Here is a 22,576-nt window from a genome sequence, read left to right on the forward strand (position 1 = left end):
AGAAAAATTATCCTTCAAGATGTATGGAAAACACGATCATGCGGGATTGCAGCCTGTCTATTACGTTGGAGTAGCGCAGGTTAGGGTCTTTCACATGTACGTTGCCAAAACCATTGCTGATTTTAAATTCAGGTGCAAAGATGAAGCTTTCGAAGTAAAACTCAAACCCGGCACCTACCTCATAGCCATAGTCGCTTTTTTTCACTTTTACCAGGTCTTCCGCCCGGCGTAAGCGGGCATTGGAGGCCAGGTCGTAATCGTATTTAAGGCCGGCAATGGTATATACACGCATATTGCCGATACGGTCGGATTTAAACTTAATTTGTAAGGGAAAGCTCAGCAGGATGGATTCTATCTTCTTTTCAGTGTCCTGCGACTTGGGATAGGTTTCACGGTAGTACAGGTTTTTGGAGGCAAAGATCAGCTGCGGGTTAAAGCGCAGGTCAAAATGCTCACTGAGCCTGGCATTTGCCAGCAATCCCAGGTTGAATCCCATTGTTTTCATGGGTTCGGCCACCATAATAGAGTCGGTGGCTAAAAAAGCAGGAGAGTGCTCCAGCTTGTAAGCCGACTGGTTGGCGGCCAGCGTAATGCCAAAGTAATAGGGTTTTGCATCGTGTTCCAACATATTCAGATTGGTTTGCTGCGCTTTCGCGGGCAGCATCCCGATCAATAAGATGAATATCAGCGCGTAGCGCAGTAGATAGAACATATGCCGAATGTAAGCGTTTTGCATGTAACGGCCTGAAAACGGGTATTGGTTAATATGGTTCGCATTGCTTCACCCTGCGGAAACGCTTTCACGGATTCTGGCAGATAACTGTAAGCCGCCTGGCTCTTGGCTATCCATTTCCCGATCAGAGGAGTAATATAGCGAAAATACGAATTATATAATTGTTTAATAGGAAAAACTGTAGGATTCGAAAACTCCAGGATCACCAATCTACCTCCCGGCTTCAATACACGGTACATTTCTGATAGCCCTTTTTCCAGGTGCTCAAAATTACGTACACCGAAAGCCACTGTTATGGCATCAAACGTCTGGTCAGGAAAACTTATTGTCTCACTGTCGCCGCTTTGCAAGGTAATTTTGTCGCTAAGACCCAGTTTGTCTATTTTTTCCCGTCCATGTGCCAGCATGCCCTCAGAAATATCTATCCCCACAATTTTTTCCGGGTGCAGGTGCTTTTCAGCCATTATGGCAAAGTCGCCGGTACCAGTTGCCACGTCCAGCATCAATTTGGGCTGAATAGCCTTCAGGTAGCGAAGCGCCTTCTTCCGCCAGATAATGTCGATTCCGAGCGACATAAAGTGGTTGAGAAAGTCATAGCGATAAGCAATATCATCAAACATAGTCGCTATCTGCTCCTTCTTGCTTAATTTTGACCCTTCAAAGGGAACGATCTTCTGAACATTTGCATTTTCTGACATAGTGCGCAAAGTTAAAGAAATGTGGTCATGTGACAGTATACAAATACAGAGATACGGCAATTTTTAATGCAATAAAGCAATTTAACAATATGGTTATTAAGTCAGCAGAATATCTTATCAGCAGCCCCGATTGGGAAAAATGCCCCACTCCAACCTGGCCCGAATATGCATTCATCGGCCGGTCTAATGTTGGTAAGTCTTCTTTGATTAATGTATTGGCCAACAATGAAAAATTAGCCAAAACTTCCGGTACACCCGGTAAAACACAGATGATTAACCATTTTATCATCAATAAATCATGGTACCTGGTGGATCTTCCGGGCTATGGCTTCGCTAAAAGAAGTATGTCGCAACGCCGCCAATGGCAGCAAATGATCGAAAACTACCTGCGCAAACGCCCCAACCTGGTCAGCGTTTTCGTACTGATAGACAGTCGCCATGCCCCCCAGAAAATCGATATCGACTTCATCAACCAGCTGGGCGAATGGAACATCCCCTTCAGCCTCGTGTTTACCAAAGCCGATAAAAGCACCCAGGCGGAAGTAAGCCGCAACGTGAAAGCATTCCTCCAGAAAATGAGGGAAACCTGGCAATTCCTCCCTCCCAACTTTGTCACCTCCACAGTGAAGAAAACAGGAAGAGATGCGATCCTTACCTATATCGACGAACTAAATGCCCAGTTCCGGGCCATTGCAGGCTAACAATACATTTTCCCCCTCTCTCCGATATTTATTTATATTTGATCTTGTCTTGCTAATATTGACGCTTTATTTATCCAAATACTTGTTGGCATGTCTGATACTACAGATGAAATACTGTGTAAAGGAATACTGGAGAGAGATCAGGAAGCCTTCCAGGCATTGTATGAAAAATACCGGGATACCATTTATGGTTATACCCTCAAACTGTGCGGACTGCCGGAAGTGGCGTCAGATGCCGTACAGGAGGTATTTATGAAGATCTGGATAAAACACGATCAACTGGATCCCGGCTTATCGCTGAAAGCCTACCTTTTTACTACCGCCCGCAATTATATATTTGACTACCTGCGCAAAGCGGTACATGACCAGCATTTCCGGGAACACTTTTTACAATTGTATACGGAAGATACCAGGGGCGCTATGGACGACCTCCTGTACACCCGCCAGCTCGAGGCCATCAAAATGAAAGCCATCTCCTGCCTGCCCGCCCAACGCCAGCTGATTTTCAGGATGAGCAAGGTGCAGGGACTCACCAACCAGGAAATTGCCGACCAGCTGGGCATTTCCATCAACACCGTCAGGGATCAGCTGGTAAAAGCTTCCCGCTTCGTACGGCATTACCTGTACCAGCACGCCGATATCTCTATATTACTGGCCATCTTTTGTCACATCTACACCCACTAAAAAAAAATTTTTTTACCGGATCGTCTTTGGAGATTTCCCAATCGTATTAATAGTATGTCAACGAGGAACAATGGAGGAGCATAAGGACAGTATTAAATTCCTGTTTAAAAAAATGGTGGAAGGGAAAAGTACGCCAGCAGAGCGTTTGCAATTGCTAACGTGGCTGGGAAACAACCCTTCAGCAGAAGAATTCCCTGCGGTGGAAGACCTGTCGGACACAGGAAATAAACTGCTGATGCCTGCCAGTGAAGCCGACAGGGTATGGAACAACATCCTGCGGCAAACGGATCAAACACCCGTTGTGCCACTGTGGAAGAGAAACGGGTTCAGGATAGCTGCTGCCCTGGTACCGGTGATCGGTATCGCGTCCCTGGTACTGTTTTTTTATAACAGAAGAGACCAGCAACAATATTTTGTCAACAATACGCACTACGTACAAACGATTCAACTGAAAGACGGGTCTGCCATCCAGCTCAAACAACATAGCCGGGTAAGGGTAGCTTTCACAAACGGCCGTGCCGGGAAACGTGAGGTATGGCTGCAGGGAGAAGCCTTTTTCAATGTACAGCAACAGGCCACGCATCCCTTTACCGTACATGCTTCCAACGGAGTAGATATACAAGTACTGGGCACCGCTTTCAACGTAAATACGGAAGAAACCCATACCGCCGTGGTATTGAATGCAGGGAGTGTCAGCGTAAAAGCAGCGAATGCACACAAACCGGTAGCCCTGCAACTGAAGCCCGGAGAAATGGCCAGTTTCGATGCCAACACCCGGGTACTTTCGGCCGAGAAAGTAGACACCCTGTTTCACACCTCGTGGAAGTACAACCTGATGGCGTTTAAAAACGAATCACTGAAGCTGGTAATGCATCAATTAGGTGAACAATATGGATACAATGTAGCATTTGAAAACGCCATCCAGGAAAACCTGTTATTTACCGGTTATCTGCCTACAGATAACTTACGACAGGCTATCCTCACCATTGAACAGTCCTTTAATTTAAAAATCGATTTGCAACAAAAGAGTATTTACATCAAGAACAAAAGCTTTTAAAAAAGACAACCAAAATTAGTTATGAAAAGAATGCGTTCAATCAGTTACCCACTGATAATGGTGACTGCTTTGTCGTGCTGCCTGCAATGGTCAACAGCACAGATAGCAAAAGCAGCTGTTCACAACACCACCCCGGCAACCCGGCCACTGATTACTGTAATCAATGAACTCGAAGCGAAATTTGATGTACGCTTTAGCTACAATGCCGCCCTGCTCAGGGATAAAAGCGTTGTAATGCAGAACCTCAGCGGTTTTCAGGCCGATAATATTGAAGAAAGCCTGAATAAATATATAGCGCCGCTCGGCCTTGTCTGCAAAAAAATAAATGGAAAACTGTATGTCCTGAAAGCTGAAGTAGCCGGCGATACCAAAACCATCACTACCAATGTGGCAGACGTAATACAACAACAGGTAACCAAAGGCACTGTCAGAGACTCGCTCGGTAATGCCCTGCCCGGTGTGGCAGTACAAGTGAAGGGAAGCAGTAAAGGAGCCGTCACCGACAAAGAAGGTCGCTTTGCCATCGACAACGTAAAGGATGGCGATGTACTGGTGTTCAGCCTTATGGGATATACACCTAAAGAATATATCGTAAGAGGCTCCCAGGCAGTGAACATAGTACTCAACGACCAGGCCATCAACATCGACCAGGTAGTAGTAACTGCCCTCGGTATCAAACGCCAGGAGAAATCCCTCGGATATGCGGTGCAAAAAGTAAAAGGAGATGCCATCCAAACCGTAAAAGGCGTGGATATGGCTACCTCCCTCACCGGACAGGTATCCGGCCTCGTTATTAAAAACTCTACCGAATTCTTCGCCAAACCTAAAGTGGAGCTAAGGGGAGAAGATGCCCTGCTGGTAATAGACGGCGTACCCTATGCCAACATGACCCTCCGCGATGTACCCGCCGATGATATCGAAAGCCTCGATGTGCTCAAAGGCCCCACCGCCTCTGCATTGTACGGCTCCCGCGCTACCGGCGGCGTACTCCTGATCACCACCAAAAAAGGATCCGGTACCGGGTTAACGGTGAATGTAAACAGTACCACCATGCTGCAAAGCGGCTTCCTTGCCATTCCTAAAACCCAATCCTCCTATGGCCGCGGTCAGAACGGGAAAATTGATAATGACTATGTATGGGGACCCCGGCTGGACGCAGGTAATACCGCGAGAGACTGGAATCCGCAAACCAAACAATTTGAAGATAACCGGCCATTGAATTCTATCGGTAAAAATAACCTGAAGAATTTCATGGAGCTGGGACTCATCACCAACAACAACATCAATGTGGCACAGAGCGGGAAGTATGGTAGCTTCCGCGCTTCCCTCAACCATATCTACAACAAAGGCCAGTTTCCCAATGCCAAGATGAATATGTACAACTTCACCCTCGGCGGAGAACTGAAGGCTACAGAAAAATTTACTCTCGAAGGCCACATGGGCGTAAGTAAACGCATGTCGCCACAAATCTGGGGTTCAGGTTACGGCAACCAGGGATATATTTACCAGCTCACCATGTGGACCGGCGCAGAATACGATATCCGCCAGTACCGTGACTACTGGAAGGTGCCTAACAAAACCCAGAACTGGATGTACACCAACTGGTACGACAACCCTTACCTGATTGCCTACGAAAAACTGGACGCTATCCAGCAAAATACCACGAATGCAAGCCTCACAGGTAACTATAAATTTAACTCAGATCTCAGCCTCCTGGTACGTATCGGCTACGATGTATACAGTAATAAAGAAACAAAAACCAACCCTACTGCCAATATTTATTCTACCCGCGGCGGATGGAATGCAAAAGGATTATACAACATTAATAATACATGGGGCTGGAGTATCAACAACGATGCGATATTGAGCTACAGCAAAAAACTGGGTGACTGGAATGTAGAAGGTATGGCTGGTGGAACTATTTACTACTTTGTAAATGAAGGTTTAATAGCCAGCACCAAAAACGGGCTGGTATCACCTACCTATTTTTCGCTGAACGGATCTGTAGAAGCACCTACGTTTAGCCCGTCTTACAAAAGCAAACAGGTAAACAGCTTATTTGGCCGGGCTGCTATTAGCTGGAGAAACATTGTGTTCCTGGATGCTACCGGGCGTAACGACTGGAACTCTACCCAACCTAAAGCAAGCCGCTCCTATTTTTATCCCTCTATTGGTTCCAGCGTAGTATTGTCTGAAATATTTAAGATGCCCGCCTTCACTGATATGTGGAAAATACGAGGTTCATGGGCTACCTTTAAAACGCCTGCTGATATTTATGATATCAACCGCCTGTATAGCACCACTACGGGTGCGTGGAATGGCGCCAATTCTGCCAGCTATTCCAGCAAATTACAGGGCGCCAGCATACTGCCCAGCTCTTTCCGTACCTGGGAAATCGGTACCGCGGCTTACCTGTTTAAGAAGCGCCTGAATGTAGACGTAGCCTACTTCAATAAATACTATTATAACCAACAGAAATTTGTCCCTATTTCCAGCTCATCAGGATTCGACAATACCCTCATCAATACCGGTGAAACTTACGTGAGAAAAGGGATAGAAGTAACCCTCAGCGGTACAGTCATCCAGAGAAAAGCCTTCCAATGGGTATCTACTGTTAACTGGTCAAACCAACACCGTTATTACGTAAACCTGGACGATGTATATTCTCCTAAAAAGCCCTGGGTGAATAAAAATGCCCGACTGGATGCATTAACCGATTACTACTGGCTGAGAGATCCGAATGGTAATATCATTCATAGCAATGGTATGCCGGTGGAAAGCGATTACGAACAGGTGTTTGGTTATACAGATCCAAAATTCAGCTTCGGTCTTATCAATACTTTCCAGATCCGCAACTTTACCATAGGACTCAATATCGACGGGCGTATCGGCGGTCTGATGTACAATTATGTATACGATAAGATGTGGGACTCCGGTACCAATCCTGAATCCGATAACCAATACCGCTACGACGAAGTAGTAAATGGTTTAACCAATTATGTGGGTAAAGGTGTGAAAGTAGTGTCAGGTACGGTTGCTTACGACAACTTCGGCCACATTACCAGCGATACCCGTCAGTATGCAGAAAACGATACCAAAGTATCTTACCAGGATTATGCGCAGAATTTCAGGGGAGGAGACAGAGGCATCCAGAAAAAATCATTTGTTAAAATCCGTGAACTATCCGTAGGATACCGTTTCCCGGCAACTACCCTGGCAAGAACGGGGATTAAGAATGCGTCTGTATCCTTAATTGCCCAGAACCTGTTCCTCTTTACCAAATTCAAATTCTCTGATCCCGATGTAGATGATGAAAACCTCAACTCGCCTTCACAGCGTCTGATAGGTGTCAATTTTAAAGTAGGGTTCTAATCTTTTACTGTCAAAGCAATGCTCATGAAAAATTATTCACTGAAAAATATATTAACAGTACCCCTGGGAGCAATAACGCTGCTGGCTGGCTGCTCCAAATTCGATAAAATCAATACGGATCCTAACCAAACTTCACAGGTAACTTCGGGCATGCTGGCCACCGGCATGATCCTGAATATTACCAGGTCCAGCATCAGTTCTACGAAAGGATTCATGCAGCCCTATCTGCTGGGCAAATACCTCACCTGGGGAGAAGGCCAGGAGAGCTTCCAATACAATAAATTCGGAAGAGCCAATTTCGATCGCCTGCTGCAACTGCGCAACATCCCACCTATGCTTGCTTACGCAGAAGACGACGGGTTGAGAAAATCCTACAGTGGCCTTGGACACTTTATCAGGGCCTGGCAGTTTTTCCAAACCACCATGCAGGTAGGGGATATTCCTTATTCCCAGGCAGGGAAGGGCGAATCGTCCAATATCATTCAACCGGCATATGATACACAGAAGGACGTGTTCCTGGGGATATTAAATGAACTGGATAGTGCCAATATCTTGTTGGCAGAAGGGAAGAAGTTTGCCGGCGATCCCATTTATGCGGGAGAAGCCGACAACTGGCGCCGGCTCGCCAACAGCTTTGAGCTGCATGTGCTTATGAACCTGTATAGGAAAACGAATGACCCGGATTTAAAGGTGATAGCGCGGTTCAACGACATCGTGGCCAACCGGCCGTTAATGCGCTCGTACGCCGATAATTTTGCCCTTACCTATACAGCGGCTGCCGGTCAGAACTACCCCTGGTCAGACGTCCCCGCCGGTTCCGGTAACTCCTTTGTAAAATCAAATTACACCATGCTTTCTGCTACGTTAATAGATCCGCTGAAAGCCATGAAGGACCGCCGTCTATTCTATTACGCCAAACCTTCCCCGGTAAAAATTGCCGCAGGTAAACTGATGACCGACTGGGATGCATATGTAGGAGCAGAGCCTTCCAACGCCTTCCCGGCGCTGCAAACTATGCGGGTGGGTAAAGACTATTCAGACCTGAACAACCGGTATGTAAACCTGGTGAATGCAGAGCCGGTAAGTCTTTTCAGTTATGCTGAATTGCAGTTTGTGCTGGCAGAAGCGGCGTTGCGCGGCTGGATTTCCACTGCCCCGGCACAAACCTACTATGCGGCAGGTATTACCAGCGCTATGAAATTTACCGCTGCTTATACGCCCGACCTGGAAGATTATCATCACAACATGAAAATAGATGATAATTATATCCAGACTTATATAACGTCAGTAGCGCTGACAGGTAGTGGGGATACGCAACTCCAGCAGATTATCCTGCAAAAATACCTGGCCGGCTTCCTCCAGGGAAGTAACTATAATGCCTGGTATGAACACAGACGCACCGGTTATCCTGTATTTATCCTGAATGCAACTACCAACCTGAATACTCCTACCACCCAGTTCCCGGTAAGGTGGTTATATCCGGCCAATGAGCTGAGTTTCAACAATGCCAATATGGATGCTGCCGTCCAGCGGCAGTTTGGTGGAAGTGACAATGTGAATAGCGTGATGTGGTTGCTGAAAGATTAGTAAACATGCTGTAAATAAACAAAGGGCTCCTCGCTGTCAGCGGGGGGCCTTTATTCGTTTTAAAGAGTATTTGCTTACTCTCTTTTATAAGTCAGCGTCATGCCATCGACTATATCATCGGTGAATACGAGCGCATATGGTTTTATGGTGATGTAATTCGTGATGGTGCTGTCGTTGGTAATGAGCTTCCAGGTATTATCGCCAGGTGCCGTTTCCAGACGGTAGTGAGTAGCCCTTACCTGTAGACCGTTGATGACGAGCCGGAAAGTATCATGGGCAAAAATCGCTTCCTGCCGGTTGGTGATTTCATGCTCACTTCCGGATATACCGCCTTCGGCTTTGATAAGCAACCATTTTCCTTCTACGCCTTCCGGGGGCGTAGATTTTTTGCTGCAGGCTATGGCAAGAAGACATAGCAGTAAAGGGAGGAAGTAATATTTGTTTTTCATACAGGGAAATTGACGATAAATAGTGGTTGATAGAAACTATTGGATCGTTTGTAGAGCGGTGAAAGGAGTGGAAATGTTACAGCTTTTGAGGAAGGATTTAAGCTCGATAGGGGGAGAAAAAGCCACTTGACGTGATAACACGTCATTAATCATATTTGAGAGAGGTACAAAAAACAGGCTGCCTTAGTTCACTATCTTATTGGCGCAGCTGCTGCTGGCAAAGGCTTCCGGTTTTGCTTTAAAAGCGAAGCCCATACCCAGGATATAGCCCATTGCTTCCCGTAAAGCCAGGTTGCTCTTGAACTGAGGATTGGTATTGATATCGGCATGTACTTCCATGTCTACATCATATTCTGTAAACAGGTCGCACAGCTCATACGCAATCTCAATACTCTTGGCTACTTCCACCAGCATGCGTTCTTTGATAGAATAGCGGTCCTTTGTTTTTTCATTGTGGATAAACATAAATCCGCCGTGACCTTCTCTCAGGAAAACGATCACCGTAGCGAATTCTGTATCCAGTCCTTTTACCTGGGAATCAGTACCAATGCACACTTTCAGACGAAACCCCTTGGCAGTTTCGCGAACAATGGCTTGTCTTACTTCTTCCTTAACCGGAAGGTGGATAACCTCTCCATTAAATCTTCTCCATTGCATAAATGTATAGTTAAAGGGTGAACATGCAACTTGAGTAATGCTTATAATGCCTGCCTGATGAAGTAATGCCATGCGCTAACGGGGTCAAACAATATGGGATGCGTTCATTGGGGATAAAAGCAGTAGATACGAATATACGAAAAAGCTGTTAGCATTACTTAACAGCTGGTATTAATAAAAGAAGAAGATTGGGAGAGATGAAATTAAAATTGTCCGGTGCTTAGTAAAACCAGCGTACACGCTTCCACCGGTTCTATCTGATGTTCCCTGGCAATGTCCGCCAGTTCCTGGTTTTCGGCGCCCGGGTTAAAAATAATGCGCTTGGGATGCAACTGCAGGATATAATCATAATATTCCCGCTGAATGACAGGATTCAGGTACAAAGTAACCGTATCTACCTGTTCCAGTGCCGGGTGGGCCGTAATAACCGGGATATCGCCTATCTGGGCAGCACGGTTTCCGATAGCCACCACCGGGTGTCCCTTGGCGGTAAGCCGGTTAACCGCCATATTACTATATCTTTCCGGGTTGGGCGAGGCGCCCAGTACTACCGTAAATTTTTTATCATTGTTGGTGTCCATACAGCTAATGTACGTATTTAAGTACAAGTGGTAAGCGCTCCGGGGCAAATGGGCCAGGATATCTTCACAGGCAGCTTTTACAGCCGGAAAGGCAAAAACAAACCCCTCCTGCAAAGCCCGGCTGGGTAGTACCCACCTGCTTTTGAGTAATAATTCCGTTTCTGTGCCTATCAATGCTGCACCTATTTTCAGCAGGGGTGTTGGCGCCGGCAATCCAAAGGGGTGAGAAGCAGCTTCCCGCAATGTTTTCATAAATGTCTGGTTGGTAACAGGAAAAGGCGCTGTACAGTTATACACGCCCTCGCTATGATCGTTTTCGTATAGCCACGCCATCATCCGGCATACATCAGTAATATGGATCCAGGTATACATTTGCCTGCCACGGCCCTGGTAGCCGCCCAGTCCGAATTTTACCAGCCGTAGATAAGGCTGCATAACGCCGCCGTTTTCCCAGCCCAGGGTAATGCCTATACGAAGAATGATTTTTCGTGTACGCGGCAGCATAATATCATTAAATGCCTGTTCCCATTGTTTACATACCTGCACAGAGAAATCGTTTGCTATCTCCCCGTTAAATTCATTCATGGGCCGGTCTTCCGCATGCCGGTAAATGGTAGCGCTGCTGGCATTGATCCATACGGCCGGCGGATTTTTTAATGTCTGTACAGCCGTTCCCAGCGCCCGCGTAGCGTTTATCCGGCTCTCCACGATGATGCGTTTATTAGTGGTATTGTACCGGCAGTTGACACTTTTTCCTGTGAGATTAATAAGCAGGTCGGCATTTTCCAGCGCTTCACACCATGCGCCGGGGTTTTTGCCATCCCATTGTATATAGCTGATACGGCCTATTGCCGGGCGCGCTTGCCGGGTAAGAATGATAATGTCGTTATGTTTTCCAAAACAGGCGGCCAGGCTTTTACCAATGAAACTAGTACCCGCGGCAATAACAATACGCTTATTTTCCATGGTGTTTATTTTAGGGGCAGTTGCTCCGGAACAATATTCTTTGGGGTCTTATTTTAATTTCTGTTAATTCAGAATTTTCAAAAAAAATTGAAATATTGAAACAAAAAAATTACTTGATGAGTTTCAACAAGCTGCTGTAGAACCAGCTTTCTTCCGATTTGATAAACGCACTGATGGTTTTATCGGTTTGCTGGGCAAACTTGGTAATATTGGAGATAGAGTCTTTGAAGGCTTTCATTTCCTTGTCTTTGGGGTCGCCTTCGGCCTGCTGCAGCTGTTGCAGCACTTTCATGATGGGATCCAGTTCGCGTTTCTTTCTTTCGCGGGCAATATAAGTGGCTACTTTCCAGATGTCTTTTTCTGCTACAAAATACTCCTTCCTTTCACCGGGAATAAGGATACGCTCTACCAGGCCCCAGTTAATCAACTCCCGGACGTTCATATTGGTATTTCCCCGGGAAATATTGAGCTGCTCCATGATATCATCTGCACTCAACGGATCCGGCATAATCAGTAATAACGCGTGAATCTGGGCCATGGTGCGGTTAATACCCCATTGTGCGCCTAAAGATCCCCAGGTTTGAATAAACTGTGCTTTTGCTTCCGGTAAGTTCATGAACGTGTTGTTTTTATAGCGTTTGACAATTTACAAAGCCAAATGTATGTCATGTTTTTGAACTTTCAAAAGATAGTGAAACATTTTTACGTGTCTATGACGGGGAGAAAGAATAAAAAAGGCGGAGCATATGCTCCGCCTTCCTGTATAGCTTATTATTTCGATTATACCAGCATCGTTACCGGGTTTTCCAGGAACCCTTTCAGGGTAGCCAGGAAACGGGCGCCCACGGCTCCATCCACACTTCTGTGGTCGCAGCTCAGGGTCAGCTTCATGATGTTGGCAGTTTTGATCTGTCCTTTCTCTACAACGGCAGTTTCCTTGATACCACCTACTGCCAGGATCGCTGAATCCGGCGGATTGATGATCGCAGTGAATTCGTCGATACCCAGCATACCCAGGTTGGAGATGCTGAAAGTATTACCGCTGAATTCCTGTGGTTGTAATTTTTTGTTCTTGGCTTTGTCGTACAGGCTTTTTGCTTCGGTAGCAATCTGGCTCAGTGTTTTCTGATCAGCAAAGCGGATTACCGGAACAATCAGTCCATCTTCAATCGCTACGGCAGAACCGATATGGATATGCTGGTTCTGACGGATATAATCACCCATCCAGCTGCTGTTTACATCCGGATGCTGACGCAGTGCCATGGCAGATGCCTTGATCACCATATCATTGAAGGAAATCTTAACAGGGGAAATTTCGTTGATTGCTTTACGCGCGTCCATGGCTTTATCCATGTTTACATCTATCTTCAGATAGAAGTGAGGAGCGCTAAACTTGCTCTCGCTGAGGCGTCTGGCAATTACCTGGCGCATTTTGGTCAGCGGAACATCGGTGAAACCTTCCTGACCAGCAGGTACGAAGGCCGGAGCTGCAGGAGCAGCAGTAGCTTGGGCGGCAGGAGCCGCTTTCGCCGCAGGAACAAAGTTATCCACATCTTTCTTTACAATACGGCCACCATCACCACTACCAGGTACCTGGCTGATATCGATACCTTTTTCCTCTGCCAGCTTTTTAGCCAGTGGAGAAGCTTTCACACGACCGTCTGTATTATTGGCAACAGCAGGAGCAGCCTGTGGTGCAGGTGCCGCGGTAGTGCCGTTCTGGGTAGCAGGAGCAGCAGCAGTTGCGGCCGGAGCGCCGCTTTCAGCCGCCAGGATCGCATCCACACTGGTACCAGCCTTGCCTACAATGGCGATAATGCCGTTAACTTTGGCAGCATCCCCTTCTTTAACACCAATATATAATAAAGTACCGTCGGCATAACCGATTACTTCCATGGTAGCCTTGTCGGTTTCCACTTCTGCCAGCACGTCATCACTTTTTACTACGTCGCCTACTTTCTTGTTCCAGGCAACTATTTTACCTTCTGTCATGGTATCGCTCAACAGTGGCATACGGATAACAGTGGCATTCTTCAGTGCTTCTTTCAACGCAGCATCATCAGCTGGTGCAGCAGCAGCGGGAGCAGCCTGTGGTGCAGGTGCCGCGGCAGCCGGTGCAGGAGCAGCAGCAGTCGCTTCTTTTTTGTCCTCCAGCAGAGAACTATAGTCTTCTCCCGGTTTACCTACAATGGCAATAATTCCGTTAACTTTAGCTGCTTTCCCTTTTTCTACACCAATGTACAGGAGGGTTCCTTCTACATAACCCATCACCTCCATCGTTGCTTTATCCGTTTCCACTTCAGCTATAACATCGTCTGCTTTTACTGTATCGCCCACCTTTTTATGCCATTCCGCAATCACCCCTTCCGTCATCGTATCACTCAAAAGGGGCATTCTGATAACTTCTGCCATAGTGTTTTATTCAAAATTTTGTTCAAACCTACATGTTTTTGCGCAAAAACGCAAAGAAGGAAGTGTAAACTGTTTAAAAATGTCTATCTATCGTTAATATTTAATTATATGCATTTCCCTAGAAATCCAGCTCCATATTAAGTCTGTCTTTCAGCTCTTTTACAATCGGGTATTTTTCAGCCATCTGCTGAAATTGCTCCCGGCTGGAAAGCGGAGCCGGACCAATATCCTGTACCTGCTGGCTCTCGTCCAGCTGCAGGGTAAGCACAATAGCCGGGTTGTTAAATTTCTTTTTCAGGAATTCTGCAATCACCAGCTTCTCCTCTTCCATAAACCTGAACTGCACGATATTCCGGCTCACAATCCCCACTTCCTCAGTACCCAGTAACTTGAGCTGGGCAAGGGCCAGGTTACTTACTACCGTCATTTTATTGGCCTGGCGGTACTGATCAATAAATTCTTCCCAATATACATGGATAGCCCCCATGGTCAGTGGGGTAGACTGTACCTGCGTATTTCCCTGTTGCTTGGCCGCCATCGCCTCTTTCATTGCTGCCAGTCCAGTTAATTTACTGGAGGTGGCGGCGGAAGTAGTGCTTTCAACTGGTTTGGCCACGGGAGCCGCTACCGGAGGTGCTGTTACCGGAGTACTTGCTACCGGTGCAGTTGTTGCGATCGGCGTCGCTACCGGGGTAGGTGTTGGCGCTGGTGAAGGAGTAGGTATAGCCGTAGGTGTTGCTGCGATTGGTGCTGGGCTAACTGGTGCCGGTGCAGCCACTGGTGGCGCTGTTGCCACAGGCCCCGCCGGGATACTCGCCACGGTAGCTGGTTTTTCCGTTATTGTTTTGGCAGTAACCGGCTGGGCGCCAGGCGCCCGCAATTTCTGTGGTGCAGTACCATCAGGGACTAGTTTTTTTTTTGCTACCTCTCCGGTAGTATCATCGCTCACTAGGGTAACAGCTTGCTGCAGGTAACACAGCTTAATTAAGGCCATTTCCACATGTAGACGCTTATTGCGCGCCATCCGGTAGTTGATTTCTGTGTCGTTGAGCAGGTGCAGCGCGGTAATCAGGTAAGCGGGACTCAGTTGACCGGAAAGCTGTTTATAACGGTCTTTCAGGTTGCCGGATACTTCCACCAGGTGGAGCGCCTTTTCGTCTTTGCAGAGCAGCAGGTTGCGTAAAAATTCCGCCCACCCGTTCAGGAAATTATCTCCCTCAAACCCTTTCTGCAAAATTTCATCATATATTAATAAGGCATTGGCGATATCCTGTTGTAAAACAGCGCCCATTACCCGGAAAAAATAATCGTAGTCCAGTATATTCAGGTGCTCCAGCGTATTCTGGTAAGTCAAATGCCCGCTGGTGAAGCTCACAATCTTATCCAACGTACTCAATGAGTCACGCATACAGCCATCCGTTTTCTGCGCTACTAAATGCAGGGCATCCGTATCTGCCTGGATATGCTCTTTAGTACAGATCTCCTGCAGGTGGTCTACGGTATCCTGTATGGTAATACGCTTGAAATCGAAGATCTGGCATCTGCTCAGGATCGTAGGAAGGATTTTGTGCTTTTCGGTGGTAGCCAGGATAAATATAGCATAGGAAGGCGGCTCCTCCAGCGTTTTCAGAAACGCGTTGAATGCGGAAGAACTGAGCATGTGTACCTCATCTATGATATAGATCTTGTATTTCCCGGCCTGCGGCGCAAAACGTACTTGTTCTACCAGCGTACGGATATCGTCGACCGAGTTGTTGGAAGCAGCATCCAGCTCATGGATATTGAAGGAACTCCCTTCGTTAAACGACTTACAGGAATGACATTCGTTACAGGCTTCTCCATCCGGCTGCAGGTTTTCGCAGTTAATAGTCTTCGCCAGGATACGCGCACAGGTAGTTTTCCCAACTCCCCTGGGCCCGCAAAACAGGAAGGCGTGCGCCAGCTGGTTATTGCGAATGGCATTTTTGAGTGTGGTGGTAATATGTGCTTGTCCTACAACCGTTGAAAAGTTCTGTGGACGGTACTTACGGGCTGAAACGATAAAATTCTCCATATGACTGCTACGCGTTCGCGAGCGCCGAAAATACGCACAAATTCAGTAAGAGAAAAATGCACAGCAGCAACGGCGCTTCCAGGACAACCTATTCCCCCGGTATTAAAGTTAAAATGAATTCCAGATATGACTTTTTTAATAATATGATTCCATTATTATAATATTCCATCATCTCGGAACTCACTTCATGTAGCTCCTGCATGGCACCATAGTCGGGAATCATATCTTCTATAAAGTTACAGTCCTGCTGCCGGATCTTCCGGAGCTTCTCCTCCATATCTTCCGGGAAGGCACTATACAAGGCCGATTGACGGATGTTTTCCGTCAGAAGCCGGAAGCTCCAGCATTCGGCCGACAGTTCCTGGTAGAGGGGGGGAAGTGAGGCCAGGTTCTGCTCCTGGCTGTTAAACAACTGGCTGATGCAATGTATAATACGGAATACCTGGTCATTTAATTGATGCCCCATCTGTTGATAAGCCAGTACTTCCCGGTATTTTTCGAGCAAAAGAGCCGCCACTTCAGGGCCTTTTTGCAGCGCAGTGCTATAATGGTAACGGAAGGCAAGCCGGTCGTGGCTTTTCAACCAATCAGCTTCTGCGCATACATGCGCGGTAAGCATACGGGCCAGTTGCCGGGCCCTGGCAGTACTGTATTTCTGCCCGTCGAACTCAAAGTAACGGGTCTGGAACTGGCCGGTACTGATGGCCTGCAAGGTTTCGGCATCCTGTCGGTCCCGGTAAAATGCCCGCATCCTGGCAATAATATCCGGATGGTATATATCTCCAAGATGTGTTTGCGCCATCTCTTCCCGGGATAATAAGATAGTGTCGTCTACTGCTATATCGTTAAATGGCCGGTTATCATAATACTCATTAAATGCTTTGGGATATTCGTATAGCCGGTGGTGTTGTGACAGCTCCGCAATATAGGCGGCAGGCGTAACCAGGTCAAATGTATCCGCCGGCATAGGTACGGTTTGATGATACAATAGCTCCGTCATCTGCTCCTGCAGGACTTCCGGTTCATTAAATAACGCCCAGGCACTATGCCCTGTTGGCTTACAGGATACGGCAGCCTGTACATAATGCGCCTCCCGGGCTTCCCGCGAAAGGTGGGAGGTCCATTGTTCCCGCAGCTGTACCCGGCTTTTCAGAAACGATTGAAAGTAATGATCAGTAATGACAGGCAGCCCCGCAGGGTCCAGCGCCAACTGATGCTGTTGGCTGTAATAACAAAGCAATGCCTGCTGTACGGAGAAAATATTGGAAAAACGTACGCCCTTCTCCGCCAATTCCGGGAGTTTATGAAAACAATGATCCAGGCAATAACTTCCCATTTCTACCCGGCGTAAACTGCTGACAGCAGTGGCCGTACTGGTGAGGCTCACAGCTACCTGGTCGGCATAAAATTCCATTTCCCGGCTCAGCTCCAGGTAACGGCGGTTAATCAGTGAATATATTTTCCGCAATACAAACTGCATCGCCGTTAGTAACCGCGTGGTGATATGCGCGAAAAAACTCAGTAAACTACTGCCGTTACTCCAGCGCATGGCTATTTCATCCCACTGCTCATTTTCATAAAGCATTGTATACAAGCGCTTATTCAGTGCATAAATATAGCTGCCGAGCTTTATGCTTCTCTGGGAAAAATGGGCAAATTCATGCGCCAGCAACATTTTAAATTCACTGATATTCACACTATTGATCAACCCCAAACCAATCTCCAGGTTTTTCGGAGCCGGCCAGAGTAAACTGAATAAATTGGAATCATAGAATACCGTAGTATTCATATCCGGCACCACAAATATTTTTTTCGGAAGATGAATGCGCGTATCCTTTACCAGCTGCGCAATGAAGTCGAATAACCGGGGATGACGATCTGCAAAAATCTGTGTACGGTAAGGATTTGCAGCCTGCCGTTTGTTGAAAAGAAATTTAATGAGAAAAAATAATACCATTCCCCCCAGCAACATAAGACCAGGTCCTATGATGCCTGTAAGCCAGCCAGGACGATGGCGGAATAACATCACCCCCCCTGATATACAACCAACAGCCAGGGCTACGGCTGCCAACAATAAGACCACGTAAAGTATAAAAAACAGAACAACGTAGCTGATGGCTTTCATTACCTGTTGCCTAAACAATAACGTGGGTTCAATGAGCGCCAGATCCGCATTTTCCGGACACTCAGGATATAAGTTGGTCATAACGAAATGTCAGGTTAGACTCTAAAAGGGATTTAAATGTATCGAATATTCATAAATTTATTGGTGTTTCATCCACTACTGGCTACCAGCGCAGGTAAGCGAAATCCATTACTGTATTGACTAATAGTGGATTATGCGACGGGGTTGAGTGTAAAAAGGATGCAGGAGCTTGCTCCTGCACCAGAAATATTATCCAATTATTGGATGCCGGTGAAAAGGCTTGCTCCGGTCAAATAAGTAACGGTAAGTGGTCAATTGCCGGGAGGGGGAAGCTCCCAGGCTTTCCGCCACATTCTGCATTTTGGGGTTAAAATCGCCTATCCACTGCATTTCATAATCCACATATTTAACAGCGCCACTTTGAATTAATTTGGCTCCTTCCACAATAGTAAACGCATCCACGCCCTTGCCCTGGAATTCCGGTACCACCCCGAAAATAATCCCGGTCATTTTTTTGCAATACCCCATCTGTTTCAGATACAGGAATTTGAGCTTCTGCAAGAGGCCAAATTTCCCGTTCATAAGTTTAATATACTGATTGAGATCGGGAAGGTTAAGCCAGATAGCAATGGGTTCCTCCTGATGGTATACAAACCAGGCGATTTTTTCATCCAGTAATGGCTTCATCTGCTTGAAAAGCGCAATTGCCTGCGCTTTGCCCATATCCTTTCCACCACCATGTTTGGCCCAGGCTTTATTATATACTGTACAGAAATCTTCTGCAAACTTCCGCAAATCGTTTTTTCTGAGATGTACCGCCTTAAATGCCGGATCAGCAGCAATGGCGGCATGGCGGTCGTAAAACTTGGGTTGCAGAGTATCCGCTACTTTCATCCCGTAGCAAATCTGGTGGAAAAATACCTGGAATCCATACTGCTCAAAGAGGCGAACGTAATAAGGAGGGTTAAAGTTCATGGCATACAGCGGCTCATAATAGCCTTCCGTGAGTAATCCCCACCAGTTGTTGCGTTCTCCAAAGTTGATGGGACCATCCATGGCCTCCATGCCGCGCTCCTGCAGCCATTGTTTGCCGGTATCAAAAAGCAGGTTAGCTGCCTCCTGGTTATCAATACAATCGAAGAACCCGATACCACCTACCGGACATTCATCTCCCTTATTCTTATATTTTTTACTGACAAATGCGGCCATCCTGCCAATTAACTGACCATTACCATCTTTTAAAATCCACCTCACACATTCCCCGTGACGAAAAGCTTTGTTACGTTCCCGGTCAAACACCGAGTTGATATCTTTATCCAGCGGCCTTATCCATCCTTCCACGTCTTTATTCAGTAATACATGTACTTCCAGAAATTGCCGGGCTGTCTGTTCATTGTTTACAATAATCAATTGCATTGTGACCATTTGTACAAATGTAATAAAAACTCAGTTGGCACTATTTTTTCTCTCGCTTCAGGGATGAAAAAAGCTTATATCTATCCCGCTATTATACTGCTGTTAGTCGTCATATTCAGCCTGGGCTACTGCCAGCAACAGCGGCATGTACGTAAAGTATTATCTGAAAACCAGCGGCTATGGAATGAAAACCGGACCCTCCGCCAAAGCCTCGAGCAGGCCGGCGCCGTGAGCCAGCAGATCAACAGTCACCAGGAGCTGCAGCAACGGGTAAGCGGACAATTTATCGAGCGCCGTGCCTACTACCGCCGCAACTGGCAACAGTTTATCGCCGCAACGGCAGGCGACTACCATACCGGTTTCCTGGGAGGCATTAAAAACCTCACCATTACGGTACGTAATCAAACAGAGTATCCCCTCGACAACGTGGTGGTAAAAGTGCTGTACATGCGCAATAACAATGAAATCTTCAAAACAGAACAGTATACCATCAATAACATTTCCGAAAAAAGCAGCCGTAGTATCACTGCTTCCAATAGCCGCAAGGGAAGTAAGGTAGAAGTGAAACTGGTGAGCATTACCAGCCAGCCCATGAACTTCTGCTGGGCGGCCGATAAGCCCCTTCCTGCCGGTAACCCCGATCCATTTGAATGTGTGCCCACTGTAAAGAAGGATAATCACTAACTTCGCGGCATGATCCAGCTTACCCCTGTTGCCATGGCCGATGATGCCATGAAAGACCTGTACAACGAAGCATTTCCACTGGAGGAAAGAAGACCCTGGCCCCTGCAGGAGCAACTAATCGCTGCAGACCGCCTCCGGATGTTGCGCATCACCAGTAATGCCGCTTTTGCCGGCTTCGTATTTTACTGGCAACTCCCCGATTTTTACTTTATAGAACATTTTGCTGTTCACCCCAGCGCCAGGGGCGGTGGCGCCGGTACGCAGGTAATGCAGTTGCTCGAAAAACAATTACAGGTAATTGTATTGGAAGTAGAACCTCCGGTAACGACACCGGCCATACGTAGAATTAATTTTTATGAACGGCTGGGCTATCAGACGTTCCCGGATCGTTACCAGCAACCAGCTTACTATCCGCAATTTCCACCACTGGAACTCCGTATCATGTATAAAGGACTCTCTCCCGAAACAATGAGTTTTAGCAAGATTAAATCACAGCTGTATCAATACATATATAACCAGTAACAACAAGTGCGCTCTTTTATAACGCATAAAAAAAAGACCGCCTCATAAACAGAGACGGTCTTTTATCAGGTAACGTCAACGGACGATGTATATTTGGCAAGTATTATGACTTTTTTATGTTGCCAGCTGCAGCGTTATCCTACACGTGAAGGCCTGTCACCTTGCTGTTGTTGCTGCCTTTGCTGCTGCTCCTGCTGACGTTGTTGTTGCTGTTGCTGTTGCTGTTGTTCCCTTTGCACCCGCTGTTGTTCCTGTTGTTGTTGCTGCTGTTGTCTTACTCTTTCCTGCTGTTGTTGTTGTTGCTGTATACGTTGTTGTTCCTGTTGTTGCTGTCTTACCCTTTCCTGTTGTTGTTGTTGTTGTTGTTGTTGTTGTTGTTGTTGTTGTTGTTGCTGTATACGCTGTTGTTCCTGTTGTTGCTGTCTTACCCTTTCCTGTTGCTGCTGCTGTTGCTGTTGTATACGCTGTTGATCCTGTATTTGGCGAACACGGTCCTGTTGTTGCTGCTGCTGTATTCTCTGCTGCTCTTGTTGCTGTTGTTGTATACGCTGTTGCTGTTGTATCTGCTGTAAACGCTGTTGTTCTTGTTGCTGTTGTTGCTGGTCAAATCCCCTGGAAGGTCTATTGTAATTACCACCTGGCGTATTGTTGCCGGCAGGAATGTTACCGTTATCACTGTTGCCAGGTCTTACCCGACCGGGGAAATTGTTGTTGGGAACATTACCATTATTACCATTGTTGTTATTCGGAATATTTCCATTATCACTGCTACCTGGCCTTACCCGTCCAGGATAGTTGTTGTTATTGTTGTTATTCGGAATATTACCGTTATTGTTATTGGGAATATTGTTATTGTCGCCCGGTCTTACTCTACCCGGGAAATTGTTGTTAGGAACATTCCCATTATTATTGTTGCCGTTGTTACCAGAATTAATACGTCCGGATGTATTGCCATTGTTATTGGAAATATTACCGTTGTTGTTATTACCGCGATTTGGACGGTTATAGTCAAGTTGCTGTACCGGTCTTGAACGGTCGGCAGTCTGTCCTCTCTGGATAGCTGCGGCGTCTGGACGATAAATACGCAACTGGTTGCTTTCCACCCTGCCTGTTCCGGGTCTGCCACTGTTTTCCACTCTTAAAGGCCTGATCTGCTGACCGGAATAACGTTGTACTTCGTTGGCGCTGGGTCCTGCGTATACGCGGTATCCGCCATAATTATTGGTATTGTTGATAATGGTGGTATTGTTGATAATAGTTACGTTCCGGCTATTATCTACGTAGTAGTTATTGATACGCGAACTACCGATATATTGTCTGGGTACAAAGGCCCAGCAATTGCTCGGAGGATTATAGGAGTATTGCGGTCCCATAGGCGCCCAGCCATAGTAATCACCACCACCTCTCCAGTTTACCCAGGCTGGTCCCCATTCATTACCGGGTACCCACATCCATCCCTGGTAGTCGTCATATAACCAACGGCCATAGTGGAAGGCAGCCCAGCCCCAGGAATAGTCAGACATCCAGGTCCAGCCATAATCGGTATAAACCCAGTGTCCATTTGTATAGTATGGTCTGAAATCCCGGCCTGCATTAGGTATCCATACCCGGTCGTAACCCGGATAACTGGCCCAGGTACCATAAGGACTCAATTCATCGTAAAATGAAATAGCCGCATTTACCTGTACCTGCGGACCGGAAGGATAAGACGTATTGTATTGATCGTATTGACCACCCTGGTCATACTGGCTTCCGTAAGGAGCATAAGTAGTAGCACAGCTGCTTACGAAGAAAGATATGGTTAGGAGAAGTATCCCTGTATGTTTAATTACCCTGTTCATAACTCCCTGTTTTATTA

18 protein-coding genes are annotated in these 22,576 nt (G+C 46.7%); 7 read left to right on the forward strand and 11 right to left on the reverse strand.

Going from position 1 to position 22,576, the window contains the following annotated elements:
* Positions 1-7: 7 nt before the first annotated feature.
* Positions 8-712 carry a type IX secretion/gliding motility protein PorT/SprT gene (gene porT / locus FHW36_RS06685; protein WP_246121084.1) on the reverse strand — a complete coding sequence of 235 codons (705 nt, stop codon included), beginning with the start codon at positions 710-712 and terminating at the stop codon, positions 8-10.
* On the reverse strand, positions 685-1,431 hold the full coding sequence (ubiE, locus tag FHW36_RS06690) for a bifunctional demethylmenaquinone methyltransferase/2-methoxy-6-polyprenyl-1,4-benzoquinol methylase UbiE (protein WP_145664358.1): 747 nt from the start codon (positions 1,429-1,431) through the stop codon (positions 685-687). The genes porT and ubiE overlap by 28 nt, the downstream gene beginning before the upstream one ends.
* Positions 1,432-1,520: 89 nt before the next feature.
* Between ubiE and yihA the strand changes: the two genes are divergently transcribed.
* The 5 genes from yihA (at position 1,521) to FHW36_RS06715 (ending at position 8,832) form a co-directional block, all read left to right on the forward strand.
* Positions 1,521-2,132, forward strand: coding sequence for a ribosome biogenesis GTP-binding protein YihA/YsxC (gene yihA / locus FHW36_RS06695; protein WP_145664360.1), 612 nt, complete (start codon positions 1,521-1,523; stop codon positions 2,130-2,132).
* A gap of 90 nt (positions 2,133-2,222) precedes the next feature.
* Positions 2,223-2,816, forward strand: coding sequence for an RNA polymerase sigma factor (locus tag FHW36_RS06700; RefSeq protein WP_145664363.1), 594 nt, complete (start codon positions 2,223-2,225; stop codon positions 2,814-2,816).
* A gap of 70 nt (positions 2,817-2,886) precedes the next feature.
* Positions 2,887-3,873, forward strand: a complete 987-nt coding sequence (locus FHW36_RS06705) for a FecR family protein (RefSeq protein ID WP_145664365.1) — start codon at positions 2,887-2,889, stop codon at positions 3,871-3,873.
* 30 nt (positions 3,874-3,903) lie between these two features.
* A complete protein-coding gene (locus FHW36_RS06710; RefSeq protein ID WP_186452323.1) occupies positions 3,904-7,245 on the forward strand; it encodes a SusC/RagA family TonB-linked outer membrane protein in 3,342 nt (1,113 codons plus the stop codon).
* Positions 7,246-7,269: 24 nt separating this feature from the next.
* Positions 7,270-8,832 (forward strand): SusD/RagB family nutrient-binding outer membrane lipoprotein, encoded by a 1,563-nt coding sequence (locus FHW36_RS06715; protein WP_145664372.1) that lies wholly within the window; start codon positions 7,270-7,272, stop codon positions 8,830-8,832.
* Positions 8,833-8,906: 74 nt separating this feature from the next.
* Here FHW36_RS06715 and FHW36_RS06720 read toward each other — a convergent pair whose 3' ends face one another.
* From FHW36_RS06720 to FHW36_RS06755, 8 genes are all read right to left on the reverse strand, one after another.
* Positions 8,907-9,281, reverse strand: a complete 375-nt coding sequence (locus tag FHW36_RS06720; protein ID WP_145664376.1) for a hypothetical protein — start codon at positions 9,279-9,281, stop codon at positions 8,907-8,909.
* A 183-nt stretch (positions 9,282-9,464) separates the two neighbouring features.
* Positions 9,465-9,938, reverse strand: coding sequence for a ribonuclease H-like YkuK family protein (locus FHW36_RS06725; protein ID WP_145664379.1), 474 nt, complete (start codon positions 9,936-9,938; stop codon positions 9,465-9,467).
* A 203-nt stretch (positions 9,939-10,141) separates the two neighbouring features.
* Positions 10,142-11,485 carry a TIGR01777 family oxidoreductase gene (locus FHW36_RS06730; protein WP_145664382.1) on the reverse strand — a complete coding sequence of 448 codons (1,344 nt, stop codon included), beginning with the start codon at positions 11,483-11,485 and terminating at the stop codon, positions 10,142-10,144.
* Between the two features lie 109 nt (positions 11,486-11,594).
* A complete protein-coding gene (locus FHW36_RS06735) occupies positions 11,595-12,101 on the reverse strand; it encodes a GbsR/MarR family transcriptional regulator (protein ID WP_145664385.1) in 507 nt (168 codons plus the stop codon).
* A 164-nt stretch (positions 12,102-12,265) separates the two neighbouring features.
* A complete protein-coding gene (locus FHW36_RS06740) occupies positions 12,266-13,897 on the reverse strand; it encodes a pyruvate dehydrogenase complex dihydrolipoamide acetyltransferase (RefSeq protein ID WP_145664389.1) in 1,632 nt (543 codons plus the stop codon).
* A 118-nt stretch (positions 13,898-14,015) separates the two neighbouring features.
* A complete protein-coding gene (locus FHW36_RS06745) occupies positions 14,016-15,950 on the reverse strand; it encodes a DNA polymerase III subunit gamma/tau (RefSeq protein ID WP_145664392.1) in 1,935 nt (644 codons plus the stop codon).
* 88 nt (positions 15,951-16,038) lie between these two features.
* The gene (locus tag FHW36_RS06750) at positions 16,039-18,156 is read right to left on the reverse strand and encodes a M48 family metallopeptidase (protein WP_145664395.1); all 2,118 of its coding nucleotides are present in this window, start codon (positions 18,154-18,156) and stop codon (positions 16,039-16,041) included.
* Positions 18,157-18,345: 189 nt separating this feature from the next.
* Positions 18,346-19,512, reverse strand: coding sequence for a hypothetical protein (locus tag FHW36_RS06755; RefSeq protein ID WP_145664398.1), 1,167 nt, complete (start codon positions 19,510-19,512; stop codon positions 18,346-18,348).
* A gap of 63 nt (positions 19,513-19,575) precedes the next feature.
* Between FHW36_RS06755 and FHW36_RS06760 the strand changes: the two genes are divergently transcribed.
* A complete protein-coding gene (locus FHW36_RS06760; RefSeq protein ID WP_145664401.1) occupies positions 19,576-20,196 on the forward strand; it encodes a hypothetical protein in 621 nt (206 codons plus the stop codon).
* A gap of 9 nt (positions 20,197-20,205) precedes the next feature.
* The gene (locus FHW36_RS06765) at positions 20,206-20,718 is read left to right on the forward strand and encodes a GNAT family N-acetyltransferase (RefSeq protein WP_145664404.1); all 513 of its coding nucleotides are present in this window, start codon (positions 20,206-20,208) and stop codon (positions 20,716-20,718) included.
* Between the two features lie 134 nt (positions 20,719-20,852).
* Here the strand turns inward: FHW36_RS06765 and FHW36_RS30430 are convergent, their stop codons facing one another.
* On the reverse strand, positions 20,853-22,559 hold the full coding sequence (locus tag FHW36_RS30430; protein WP_186452344.1) for a DUF6600 domain-containing protein: 1,707 nt from the start codon (positions 22,557-22,559) through the stop codon (positions 20,853-20,855).
* Between the last annotated feature and the right edge of the window lie 17 nt (positions 22,560-22,576).

The organism is Chitinophaga polysaccharea, from assembly GCF_007829335.1.
GTDB classification, from domain to species: domain Bacteria; phylum Bacteroidota; class Bacteroidia; order Chitinophagales; family Chitinophagaceae; genus Chitinophaga; species Chitinophaga polysaccharea_B.